The sequence below is a fragment of the Fibrobacter sp. genome (genome assembly GCF_045112255.1).
GTDB lineage: Bacteria > Fibrobacterota > Fibrobacteria > Fibrobacterales > Fibrobacteraceae > Fibrobacter.
In genome coordinates this window covers 1-11,759 of the sequence record NZ_JBGUHR010000088.1, presented here as the reverse complement: position 1 = coordinate 11,759, position 11,759 = coordinate 1, and the positions used below count along the sequence as shown (strand labels likewise).

13 protein-coding genes and 1 tRNA gene are annotated in these 11,759 nt (G+C 48.9%); 5 read left to right on the top strand and 9 right to left on the bottom strand.

Annotated elements, in window-relative coordinates:
* Positions 1-51 precede the first annotated feature (51 nt).
* From ACJMM9_RS12520 to ACJMM9_RS12485, 8 genes are all read right to left on the bottom strand, one after another.
* The gene (locus ACJMM9_RS12520; RefSeq protein WP_405327494.1) at positions 52-1,035 is read right to left on the bottom strand and encodes a hypothetical protein; all 984 of its coding nucleotides are present in this window, start codon (positions 1,033-1,035) and stop codon (positions 52-54) included.
* A 75-nt stretch (positions 1,036-1,110) separates the two neighbouring features.
* A complete protein-coding gene (locus tag ACJMM9_RS12515) occupies positions 1,111-2,037 on the bottom strand; it encodes a hypothetical protein (protein WP_405327491.1) in 927 nt (308 codons plus the stop codon).
* Positions 2,038-2,383: 346 nt separating this feature from the next.
* The gene (locus ACJMM9_RS12510) at positions 2,384-2,830 is read right to left on the bottom strand and encodes a hypothetical protein (protein ID WP_405327489.1); all 447 of its coding nucleotides are present in this window, start codon (positions 2,828-2,830) and stop codon (positions 2,384-2,386) included.
* Between the two features lie 271 nt (positions 2,831-3,101).
* Positions 3,102-4,253 carry a glycosyltransferase family 2 protein gene (locus ACJMM9_RS12505; RefSeq protein WP_405327487.1) on the bottom strand — a complete coding sequence of 384 codons (1,152 nt, stop codon included), beginning with the start codon at positions 4,251-4,253 and terminating at the stop codon, positions 3,102-3,104.
* Entirely contained in the window at positions 4,250-4,726 is a 477-nt protein-coding gene (locus tag ACJMM9_RS12500) for a DUF255 domain-containing protein (protein WP_173354313.1), read from the bottom strand. Before ACJMM9_RS12500 ends, ACJMM9_RS12505 begins: the two co-directional genes overlap by 4 nt.
* On the bottom strand, positions 4,723-5,055 hold the full coding sequence (locus ACJMM9_RS12495; protein WP_405327485.1) for a hypothetical protein: 333 nt from the start codon (positions 5,053-5,055) through the stop codon (positions 4,723-4,725). Before ACJMM9_RS12495 ends, ACJMM9_RS12500 begins: the two co-directional genes overlap by 4 nt.
* Positions 5,056-5,057: 2 nt before the next feature.
* The gene (gene ftsY, locus ACJMM9_RS12490; RefSeq protein WP_405327482.1) at positions 5,058-5,978 is read right to left on the bottom strand and encodes a signal recognition particle-docking protein FtsY; all 921 of its coding nucleotides are present in this window, start codon (positions 5,976-5,978) and stop codon (positions 5,058-5,060) included.
* A complete protein-coding gene (locus ACJMM9_RS12485; protein WP_088641237.1) occupies positions 5,978-6,559 on the bottom strand; it encodes an ATP-dependent Clp protease proteolytic subunit in 582 nt (193 codons plus the stop codon). Before ACJMM9_RS12485 ends, ftsY begins: the two co-directional genes overlap by 1 nt.
* A gap of 236 nt (positions 6,560-6,795) precedes the next feature.
* On the opposite strand from ACJMM9_RS12485, the gene ACJMM9_RS12480 reads away from it, so the two are divergent.
* The 4 genes from ACJMM9_RS12480 (at position 6,796) to ACJMM9_RS12465 (ending at position 9,762) form a co-directional block, all read left to right on the top strand.
* On the top strand, positions 6,796-7,557 hold the full coding sequence (locus tag ACJMM9_RS12480) for a type I 3-dehydroquinate dehydratase (protein WP_405327479.1): 762 nt from the start codon (positions 6,796-6,798) through the stop codon (positions 7,555-7,557).
* Positions 7,558-7,634: 77 nt separating this feature from the next.
* The gene (locus ACJMM9_RS12475; protein ID WP_014546254.1) at positions 7,635-8,099 is read left to right on the top strand and encodes a PTS sugar transporter subunit IIA; all 465 of its coding nucleotides are present in this window, start codon (positions 7,635-7,637) and stop codon (positions 8,097-8,099) included.
* Between the two features lie 190 nt (positions 8,100-8,289).
* Positions 8,290-8,364 (top strand) — tRNA-Val (locus ACJMM9_RS12470).
* Between the two features lie 99 nt (positions 8,365-8,463).
* Complete coding sequence (locus ACJMM9_RS12465) at positions 8,464-9,762, top strand: TolC family protein (RefSeq protein ID WP_405327476.1); 1,299 nt, start codon at positions 8,464-8,466, stop codon at positions 9,760-9,762.
* Between the two features lie 113 nt (positions 9,763-9,875).
* Here the strand turns inward: ACJMM9_RS12465 and ACJMM9_RS12460 are convergent, their stop codons facing one another.
* Positions 9,876-11,030 (bottom strand): NYN domain-containing protein, encoded by a 1,155-nt coding sequence (locus tag ACJMM9_RS12460; RefSeq protein ID WP_405327473.1) that lies wholly within the window; start codon positions 11,028-11,030, stop codon positions 9,876-9,878.
* Positions 11,031-11,282: 252 nt separating this feature from the next.
* On the opposite strand from ACJMM9_RS12460, the gene ACJMM9_RS12455 reads away from it, so the two are divergent.
* Positions 11,283-11,759, top strand: a 477-nt coding sequence (locus ACJMM9_RS12455) for a T9SS type A sorting domain-containing protein (RefSeq protein ID WP_405327470.1), incomplete at its 3' end; no start/stop codon positions are given.

Sequence of the window (11,759 nt, the reverse complement as noted above, 5' to 3'; positions counted from 1 at the left end):
AAACGAGAAAAAAGTATATACTTTAACTAAACCGGTAATGAATATGGCCGTTCATGCACCCGCTATTAAAAAGGCTACAAATCCATCTTCATTAAAAGGTCGATTAATCAGTGCAGAAATGCCGGGAGCACCCGGCTCGATATATGAAGTCAATGAATCTTCAGCTTTGAATCCATAATCATCTTGCAACTTTTTTTTATCCACAATAAGCGTCACAATTCTTTCAACGGCACTTAGACCAAACGTAGGAGCCATCAACCAAAGAGTAATAGTCGCCGTATATGGTTCTTTTGCAATAGCACAATAGGACATTCCAAGTATAGTCAACAACATGTACTGAGTCTGAGCTTCTGCATATTGCCGAAGGTAATCTCGCATATCCAGCAGCATATTCAAGCTACCCGTTCCCTCGTGCGGGGAATCAAGAGCAATCATCTTGTCAACATCATTGTTATAAACACTTTGGTCGGTCACATACTCGTGCGAGGCAACACCGCCCATGCTATGGGCAATGAGGATATTTCGAGAGGGGATGGTACGATATTCATCTATACCATTCGTTCTCAATTGTTGAAGCTTATTTTGTCCTTCCGCCCTTACTTCCTGTGCTTCCTCAAAAAGCGAGCGCCGTACCGAACACTTATCGTTTCCTTTCCATGTTCTGTCTCCGATTTCATGGGCATTATGGGCAGGGGAAGCTGCGGGATTTGCGAAAGAACGCTGGATATAGATATAGGGAGATTTCCGATAATTCGTAGAATCCATATATATTTTGCCATTTCGGTACTGATAATCCTCAAAAACGGCAGAATCCAACCAATAGGTTAGCTTTTTCTCCCCTTCATTTTCATAATCGCCAAGCATACCCGCAGCACCACCCAACTGCGAAGCAATTGATTGAGGAGAGTCAAAATGACCTGACATCATCGTATAAGCATCATATATATCATCTGAATTACACTCACTTTCAAAGCCCTTCTCTTCGGGTGCAGCTCCGTGCACCAAAATCACATTGTAGTGATTTAGCGATTCCATAGGTCTCGGACCAGCGAATACGACACAGGCAATGGTTATAACAACACAAAGAAAAGCCCTCACAACCCAACTCCTTTATTTCGTAACAATTAAATCCTCAGAGGGGTAATAACTTATTGTAGAACCCGTAGAATCAATAAATGAATTGTCTCTTAGCCATGTTTCAGGATAATTCGCATCAAAACCACCCTTCTTCATTTTAGTCACAAGCTTTCCTTTCTTATATACCTGCGTTACCATAAAATTTCCATACAACACAGGAGAATAACCCAAAAAATCACGTTCCTTCGTATTTTCCAAGGAATCTACAACACCATCTAAAGTCAATATGCTTATGGATCCCATGACATCTCCCAATCTTTTCACGCACAAAATCTTCCCGTCAATGTACGTGATATCATCGCATCCTTCCAGCCATGCGTATTCGCCAGAAAAATCCAGTTTCTTCACGATTCCTGATACTGTATCCAATACAGCGTAGGGACACTCATTTTGATTTTCCATCTTGAGCAAAACATTTCCATCAATCCAAGGGCGTCCGTATTTTCGCCAATCACATCTGCACGGGGTCTCACAATTCCATTTCCGAACAACTCTGGGTTTCTCACCAATCTTCCAAAAGCCAAATTCATTCTTTGTATTTGAAAAAAACGCAGAAGAGTCATTGTAATAGCCGCTAATTAAACTGATTTCACCATCAACCGTATCCCCCCAATATGGAGATTGTTGTTTTCTATAATTCACCAAAAACAAACCGTCGTTTGTTCCCTTGCGTTCACACTCTTCGCTTCCCATGAAGACATCATGACAATCTTCATACCCCCTAGAATTTGTCAGCAAAGCAAGAGAATCGTCAATTATTGCAACTAGGGTCCCCTCATACCGTCCTCCCCATCGCCGATAATCACTATCCCCGCACCCCCATATACATACGCATGCAAAGGCGACCGTCAAAACAGCGAGCATTTTTTCAAATCCAAACTTGTTCATTTTATTTTCCATAAGAGGCTCTCCTATGTTTAAAACTTTCCAATATAAATTTACATAAAATTTCGTATAAAATCAACAAGCAATCATTTAAAAAAACGACTGCATGTATAAAAGCAGAAATTAAAGGCGATGCCCGCACAAATGTAAGGAATAAACATAATGGATCCCCTACGCTACGCTTCGAGGATGACTGGCGAGCGTGACAGCGTAAAAAATAACTGGATCCTTCGCGCTAACGCGCTCTGGATGACGACAATGAACACTCGTTTCTTCGCGTTGCTCAGGATGACGGAGAAAAAGGAAATGCCGCAAATGCGGCATAATTATTGGAAAAGACCAAGTATTATTTAAAACAAATTTACATCTCGATGAGAATGCCGACTTGCAAGTACCAGTAGCCTTCGCCGGAGTGGTTCAAGAACTGGTAACCGGTCGAAACGATAATCGATGTGCGGTCGCCATTTTTGATGTCGAGTCCGCCACCGGCGCGCCAGAACATCTGATCATCCTTGCCGAACATGTAGCCGAAATCGCCTGTAGCGACAGGCAATATGGTTCGCCCAATCGGGAGGCGCACCCAGAGGCTTCCAGACAACGGCATATAGCCGACATTGTCGAGTTCCTGATAGCCAATGCCAACGCCTGCAAAAACCATCTGGTCAATCGGATACCACAGATGGCCATAGAAGCTCATGTTGAAGTGTCCCATGTGGCTCACGCGATTGCAGATACCGCCCTGCGCATCCATCGTGAAAGCATTCGCTGGAACAGCGACAAACGCAAGCGCGAATATAATAGCTGTCAAAAACTTTTTCATATGTCTATATTGTAATATATAAAATCTAATTCACATACAAGATGGCGATGAGACAAAAGCGATTAGTATAGTATGGATCCCCTCCCTAACGGTCGAGGATGACTATAATCGCAATACTAGACTTGACTGGATGGGGCAAAGCCCCTACTCCTTGGCTCGGTTATAAAAATGAGTTAACTCATTTTTGCAACACTCGCCTTCTGAGTAGTCTTCGTTTCACTCAGGATGACGAGGTGCAAGGGCTGCGCAGCCCCTATAATTACTCGTCGCTGCGGGCTTCGCGGGCCCAGCCGCCACTGCGTTCGCGCTTAAACGCGAGGAAGAACCCCTTGAGCATCGCGAGGTTCATGAGCAAGAAGTAATAGGCACTTGGCAAAAGCTTTGTCACTGCGACAATGAACGCAAGCGTCATGCATCCAAAAGTCACCTGATAGAACAAACCCTTCGTCAAAAGGAGCGCATTCGCCACATACAAAAGAATGATGATATGCGGAGAGAACCAGCGCACGATCTTATGCGAAAAGAACAAGTACGCCAGCAGCGGACGGAACGGGTTCAACAGCGGCAAGTAAGAGAACAAGTAATTGAAGTTTGCACGGCCAATGCGAACTTTACGTCTGTATTCACCGCTTGATTCCTTCGAAGTCTGTTCCGTACCAATGGCGCTATCCACAAACGTACAGAAATAACCCTTCTGCAAAATCTTCGTCGTCACAAAGAAGTCGTCCATGACGCTCTTCTTGACCGGGAGTTCCGTATAAAGTTCACGGCGGATGGCGTAAAGGGCGCCGTTGCCACCAATCAGGCGGTCAAGCACACCTTCGAATTTCTTGATTTCACTTTCCAGATCCCAGTAAGAGCTTTCGCCCTTGCCAAGCACACTTCCGCTCTTGTCCGAAAGAATCAGGTGGCCGCAAGCGCAACCAATCTTCTTGTCCTTGAACGGGTCCACAAGCTTACGCACCACATTCGGGAAGAACATCGTATTCGCATCGCAGAACAACAAAATATCGTTCTTTGCAATTTTCTGCAAGCGGTTCAGCATGGCAGCCTTGCCAGCATTTTTCGGAGCCTTGACCAAGGTAATTCCCTGGTCGGCATAGCGGGCGATAATTTCTGCCGTCTTGTCCGCAGAGCCGTCATCGCCGATCAAAACTTCAAGCTTTTCCTTGGGGTAATCAATTTCGAGAATGTTGTGGATCTTGCGTTCGATCACCGCTTCTTCGTTATACGCCGAAATCAGGATAGACACGGTCGGGAGTTCGGGAGTGCCGTCCACCATTTTTTTCTTGCGCTTGAAAATTTCACTCACAAACGGGAGCGTCATCGGAAAAAGCAAATAGCAATGAACAATCAGGAACAAAAGAACCCAGAATGCAATCTGAGCATAAAAGAGGACATTTTCACTCATTTCGAAATCCATTCCTTCTCTTTTTCGAGAATCTGGTAAAGCAAATACTTCATTTCTTCGGCGGTAAACGAATCCTTTATCGTCAAAATAGAAAGCCCTTTCGGGGCAATAAGGACAAATGCAGGGAGTACGCTCAGGTTCCAGACGTCAAAATAGCAACGCTGAACCGTCTTGCGCTTTCCGTCACAGACGATCGTGTCTTGCGAATCCACGTCAAGTTTCACCGGGAAAAATCTTGTATTCAAAAGCGACGCCACTGTCGGATCCGAATAAGTATTTGCATCCATGATACGGCACGGAACACACCAGTCCGCATAAAGGTCCACAAAAATAAGCTTGTTCGAACCTTTAGCCTTCTCCAGCGCTTCGGTGTAGTTCATCCAGTGTACAAGCTTTGGCTTCGCCGGAGGAGCCGCGAAAGCCGAAAGCGCAAGGCTTAACACCAGAACAATCCACAAACACGCTCTCATCATTTCTTCCCCTTCTTTTGTACAGGCACAATTTTAGGGATTCCAAGCAAAGAATCTATCCTATCCGAAACGGCAGCCTGAAACGGCAGCCAAAGCTTATCATCATCAAGAACTTTATCTGCTGCCCTAAGATATTCCTCGCGAGTATAGCCATACTTTTTCAAGACATCCAGGCGGGCAAGGCGAGCCGTGGGAGAATCGCCCCCGTAGATTTGCTCTGCGACCCGCATTTCTACAAATGCAGCAACAAGGCGGTCATCGGCCTTCGGAGGAGAATCCGAACACGCGCAAAACGCAAACGCCACTGCACAGAAAAATGCGAACCGCTTCAAGACTACTCCCTGTTTTCTAGAGCGTTTTCAAAAAGGCCGTCAACGTAGTCGCGCTTGTTGAATTCCACGAGCTGGTCGATGCGTTCGCCCATGCCAACCCAGCGGATCGGGATTTGCAACGAACTAGCAATCGAGAGCACGGAGCCACCACGCGCGGTTCCATCGAGCTTTGTCACCACAAGACCGGTGAGAGGGAAGCTCTGGTTAAAGATCTTCGTCTGGTTGATGGTGTTCTGTCCGGTGTTGCCGTCAATCACAAGCCACATGTCGTGCGGCAAATCCGGGCTTACCTTCTTGATGACACGCACAATCTTCTTGAGTTCTTCCATCAAGTAATCTTTGTTGTGCAAACGGCCAGCGGTATCGATCAAGACAACATCGCAACCACGGGCGACAGCCGCATTGCAAGCGTCAAACGCCACCGCAGCCGGGTCGGAGCCTTCCTGATGCTTCACGAATTCAGCGCCAGAGCGTTCGGCCCATGTTTCAAGCTGGTCAATGGCTGCGGCACGGAACGTATCGCAAGCGGCAATCATGACCTTCTTGCCTTCGTTCTTGAGGCGGGCAGCAAGCTTACCGATCGTCGTCGTCTTGCCGGCTCCGTTCACACCTATCACGAGCACCACATGCGGCTTGCCCTTGAGTTCAAACGGTGGCGGGTCCTTGAGCAAGCGTTCCGCTTCGTTACGCATGATGTCGAGCACCTGCTCTGTCGTAAGCGACTTGCCCAAAGCGTTTTCGCGAAGCGCATCCGTCAAAAGGAACGCCGCTTCGACGCCAACATCAGCCTTGATGAGATGCTCTTCGAGTTCTTCGAGCGTCTCGTCCGTAATCTTACCGGCACCGACAATACCCTTCAACTCCCCGAGGAGAGCGTCGCGGGTCTTGGCAAGGCCGCTCTTAATTGCAGAAAATAAACCCATTAGATAATACTCTCGACTTTATCCACGAGACCGTAAGCCTTGGCCTCTTCGGCAGACATGAAGTTGTCGCGTTCGGTATCGCGGTCAATCTGTTCAATCGTGTGGCCAGAAGTTTCAGCAAGGATCTTGCCCGTGATGCCACGGATGCGAAGCATTTCTTCGGCCTGGATCTGGATATCGCTTGCAGGCGCCACGATCTCACCGTGAATGAGCGGCTGGTGGATCATGATGCGGGCGTTCGGCCATGCAGCGCGCTTGCCCTTTGCACCGGCAGTGAGGAGAACAGCGCCCATCGAGGCAGCCTGTCCGCAGCACACCGTCACGACATCGCTCTGGATTGCATTCATGCAGTCGTAAATGGCAAGGCCACTAGAAATCACGCCACCCGGGCTGTTGATGAAGAAATAAATATCATCGTGATTCAGGGAATCCAGGTAAAGGAGCTGCTTCACAATGCGTTCGGCACTTTCGTCATCGACACCACCCCACAAGAAAATTCTGCGCTTGGAGGCAAGGTATTCTTCAGCCTTCTTGAGCATGTCCGGGGTCTGCTTTTCTTTGTTTTCGTTACAATCTGCCATAAAAAATCCTTTTGTTCGGGTATAATTTAGAAAATAGTTGCTAGCTAATTTTTCAACACGAGACTTTACTGGATGTTTCGCGGCTTCGTGTGCATTTAACATCTCTCGTCTTTCGTCTCTCGTCTCTCGTCTATATTCTATATTGGCACACTTCGCGTGCATTTAGCTCGGCTCGGTCATGACAACCGTACGTTGTCCGCTTGTCGCGACGCTCGCCTAATGCTAAATTTTACACCATGCCAACTGATTCTCGAAAATACCTGGTCGGGCTTGTGAGTCCCGAGACGCTTACCGCCGCCGAGAGCGAAGAGTTGCACCCGGCACGCATCGACTACGAAAGCTGCGACATCCTTGAAATCCGTTACGACTTTTTTGACGAATCCGAATGGACAGGGCTTTCTGCAAGAATCCGCAAGCTCGTCCCGAAGGCGATACAGCTCGGCACCATCCGCCTCAAGCGTGACGGCGGCACATTCCCCGACGCCCGCGCCATCGAGCGCCTCGGACTTTTCGAACAAATTCTAAACGCATCGGACATCCCGGAATGGCTCGACCTTGAACGCGACTGCCTGCACGACTACGACAAGCTTCGCGAGCTTACCGCCCCGAAAGGCGTGAACATCCTCATTTCCGAGCACAACTTCACCCGAATCCCGAGCGACCTCGAACTCAAGAACTACCTCAACGACGTTAAACGGGTAAAGGCAGACGGCATCAAAATCGCCGCCATGAGCAACTCCGACGACGACTGCTCACGCCTCTACAAGTTTGCCAAAAAGGCAAAAGGACTCAAGCTCATCGCCGCGTTCGGCATGGGCGAAACCGGCAAAACCAGCCGAATCTGGTCCCTGAAGGAGGGTGCAAACCTCACTTACGGATCCATCGGGAAAGCGGCCGCCCCTGGTCAAATTGACGTCGCGCTCATGAGAAAAGCCATCGACAGGCTAGAAACATCATCTTCCCAGTTAGAAATTTCTTCTTTTTTGGACACATTTTAGATATAAATCTTACCAAACTTCAATAATTATTCTAAAATAATTGTTTGAGGGATACATAAAAAGGAATATTATAAACCATGCGTCTTTCTGAAAGATTTGTAGATAATTGCATCTTGATTAACTCTTCCAGCGAAACTAAGGAAGCCATTCTTAACGAATTGGTAGATACTCTTTGCAGCGCCTACAAACTTGATCACCGCGACGAAATCTTCGAAGCCATCTGGACACGCGAACAGAGCCGTTCCACGGGCATCGGTTGCGGACTCGCCGTTCCGCACGCAAAGATAGACTACGTGGACCGCATGTGCATGGTCGCCGCCACGATCGAAAAGGGCCTGGACTTCCAGTCCTTTGACGGTGAACCGGTATACCTGCTCATCCTCATCGTAAGCCCGGGCAACACTGTGGGTCCGCACCTCAAGGCTCTCTCCTCCGTGAGCCGCCTCCTCGCTGACGGAAATGTGCGCAAGGACCTCATCGCCTCGAAGACCCCGGCCGAGTTCCTCACCATCCTCCGCGCCGCCGAAGACAAGTTCCTGTAGTTAGACGAAAGAACGGCTCTACGAGCCTACAGACGAAAGACTAGAGATTTTCATTATCATCCCGGACTCCGTTCCGGGATTGAACTTTATAAAAAGCAACATCTTTCGTCTCTCGTCAACCAGCGTAGCGGTCTTTCGTCTAAAACCTCTTGACAGCAGAATAGTTTTTTACTATTATTGCACTCACCTCGGACGGTTAGCTCAGTTGGTTTAGAGCGCTGCTTTCACACGGCAGAGGTCACTGGTTCAAATCCAGTACCGTCCATTCGAAAAGGCTTCCGCAAGGAAGCCTTTTTGTGTTTGTACAAATTTGCTATCTTAAAAATCACGCAACCAAAATATATAGCTGGGGCATCTAAAAGGTATGAATTACAGAAAAGCAATCGTTCTCGGTATTTTTGCGTCAGCATCGCTCGTTTTCGCTGATGGTCCCTGGACCTTAAGCGCATGCCTCAAGCAGGCCAAAGAAAAAAGCCTCAAGCTCGAATCCGCAAAGCTCCGCGAACAGAAAGCTGATGTGAGCCTCGAACAGGCCAAAGTCGGGAACTACCCCACGCTCTCCGCAAGCATCGGCAACTCCCTTTACGATTCCCCGTTCAGAGACGGTCCGCAAGACCATTACCGCTTAAACGCTGGCCTCAGCGCTTCTTACACGCTCTGGGACGGCGGCTCTACGAGACTTTCCATTCAGGCAAACGAAATCAACAAGCAAGCGACGCGACTCTCGACAAAGGAAACTGAACGATCCGTGCAAGAAAGCGTCTTGAACGCCTACATGAACCTGCTCGCCGCGATCGAAAAGCTGCACACCGCAGATGCAACCGTTGAACTTGCCAAGGCCGAATTCGAGCACTACAACACGCTGTTCGAAGCAGGCTCCATCACCAAGAAAGACTTGACGCAGTCGCAGGCAAACGTGCTCCAGAAAGAAGCTGCCCAGCTTGCCGCACAGCTGAGCGTGAACACCGCAAAGACAACGCTCCGCCAGCTTCTGGAACTCCCGGAAAGCGAAACGTTCGAGGTCTCCGCTCCGGAATCCGAAATCCAGACGCCGGACGCCCTCACGCCGATTCCGAGTCTCGACGCGCTCCAGGCTACAGCCACGGAAACAAATCCGGGATTAAAGTCCGATAGCCTCGCCATCCAGGTTGCAAAGAAGAACACCGAAATTGCGGGCAAGGGCAAGTCCATCAAGGTCTCGCTCGGCGCAAGCGCAAGCACCGGCCTCCAGGCCTGGGAATCCAAGAAGTACGGAAGCCAGCTCAAGAACGGATACTCGCACAGCATTTCGCTGAACATCAATATCCCGATTATCGACGGTGGCGCAACCGAGAACAAAGTCTTGCAGGCGCAGATTAGCGAAACCGAAAGCCAGGTCGCTTTAAAGGAACAGGCAAAGACGCTCGAAAACAACATCGAAAAGCTTTACCTGAACGCGCTCAGTGCCGACATGCAGTGGAAGGCCGCAATCCTCCAGGTCGAAGCTGAAAACGAAGCATTGCAGGTCGCCGAAGAACAGCGCAACGTAGGCGCCCTCACGTACACCGATTACCTCACGCAGAAGAACCGCCTCGAAAGCGCACAGTCCACGCTCACCAACGCCAAGTACACAAGCCTCTTGGCCCGCAATCTGCTGGATCTGTATCAAGGCAAGTTGGACTAAATTATCGCAATCGTCATCCTGACGCCGAAGGCGGAAGGATCCAGTCATTTCTGGTATGTAGAACAAGATATAACTGGGTTCTTCGTTGCACTCAGAACGACGAGGCGTATCCGCTATACAAGCTTTTCGGCTTCGCCGTCAGCGTACTTTCCGTACAAAATAGCAACAATATCTTTCTTGGAAACTTTCTGGCCGGTCTCCTTGAGGCTCACGCGGAGCCTATCGAGCATCGCCTTGTCAATCTCTTTCCAGTACTGGTTCGTCTCGGTGACCGTCCAGAGTTTGTCATCGCCACCGCTGATCGTCACAAGTTTCGCCTTGAAGAACGTGCTCAGTGCACGGTTGATAATGCTGCTCGTCGTACCGGCAATGTTCTTTGCTACAATTTCCTGAACCAAGTCCTGCTTGTTCATCGGAACAAATGAAGTAAGGTCGCAAGCTTCGGCATAAATCTTCTTGAGCATGTTGCGCGGGAACATGTCCCAGCCCTTACGCTTGAGCGCCTTTGCCAAAACCATCTGCGCATCTTCTTCGACAGCGACTTTCTGCTCGGCGAGTGCCACCATGTAAGAACCGCCACCCACATCCGTCATTTGCACAAAGTCCGCAGACTTCACGAAATCCTTGAACGTCTTGAAACCGAGGCGCTTTTCGTTAAACGCATTATCGAGCCCGAGCATCTTTGGCTTGATCGCCGCAAGTGCAATCGGGCCATCTTCTTTTTGCAAAACGCTACGAAGCATTTCCATAGAATCGATTTTTTCGGAAACGATCAGGTTCGCGCGTTCCTTGGCATTGGCAACTTCATCGCCGGAATCTTCATCTGTAGCAGTCGCATCGTCCGTGTAAATGTAGCGGGAGCAGGAATTCTTGACGCATTCGCTCAGCGGGGACTTCGGCCCCACACCAATCACTTCCTTGCCCTGTTCACGCAGCTTGCGGAAAAGCGGCGAAAAGTCGGAATCACCCGTGGCAAGCACAATCCACTGCACCTGGGAATCGAGCGCCACTTCCATCGTATCGACCGTCATCTTGATGTCCGTCGAGTTCTTGCCGCTCACCGGGTGGAACGTGTGCACAAGTTCAAAGCCATTTTCATTGAGCGCGGACTGTAGCGGGATCAGCTGCGGCGTGGACCATTTGCCATATGCCTTACGCACGACTATCTGCCCCAGCGGCAAAAGCTCGTCCATGAGCGACTGTACACCGTTATTCTTGACCCAGTTGGTCAAGTTCTCTGCGTCGATAAAAATTGCAATGTGGTTCATGCGCTAATAATAGCAAAGGATTTGCAAAGTTACTAGTTATTAGTCAATGGTCATCCTCCGTTAGGAGGATCCATACGTGAGTCGCGCTCAAGTTTACAAATTTCTTACAAAAGTAAAATTTCACCACAAGTCATTGACAAATTGTCCATAACAATATATTTACATTCGTAAAGGAATTCTCTCGAAAGAGTAAATTTACTTTGGGTATGGGAGTCCAAAGAGAATTTTTTGGATTTTAAAAAGGAGTGTTCGATGAAAGCAAAACGTCTTTCGTTTGTTACCGCAGCCTGCGTTGCGGCATTATGTTCCACATCATTCGCCTACACGATTAGCGGAAAAGTCTCCGACGACCAGGGCAAAGCCCTCAAGGATGTCGATGTAAGCTTGCTCAAGGAAGGCAAGACCGCAAAGACCGATGACGAAGGTAAGTTCACCATCCACGAAGACGAAAACGTGGGCATCCAGCCGGCATTCAAAAATGCAGTCGGCTACATCAGCATCAACAACGGTATCCTCTCCTACTCCCAGAGCAGCACCTCGCCTGTCCAGGTAAAGATTTACAACTCGCTCGGCAACCAAGTCTTCAAGAAGACATTGCAGGGATCCGGCACTTACGACTTGAGCAAAGGTCTCGAAGCTCGCGGCACCTACTTTGCACAGGTCTCCGTCGGTAACGCCAAGCAAAACATCAAGTTCACAACCGATGGCAGCTACAGCCAGACGCTCGGC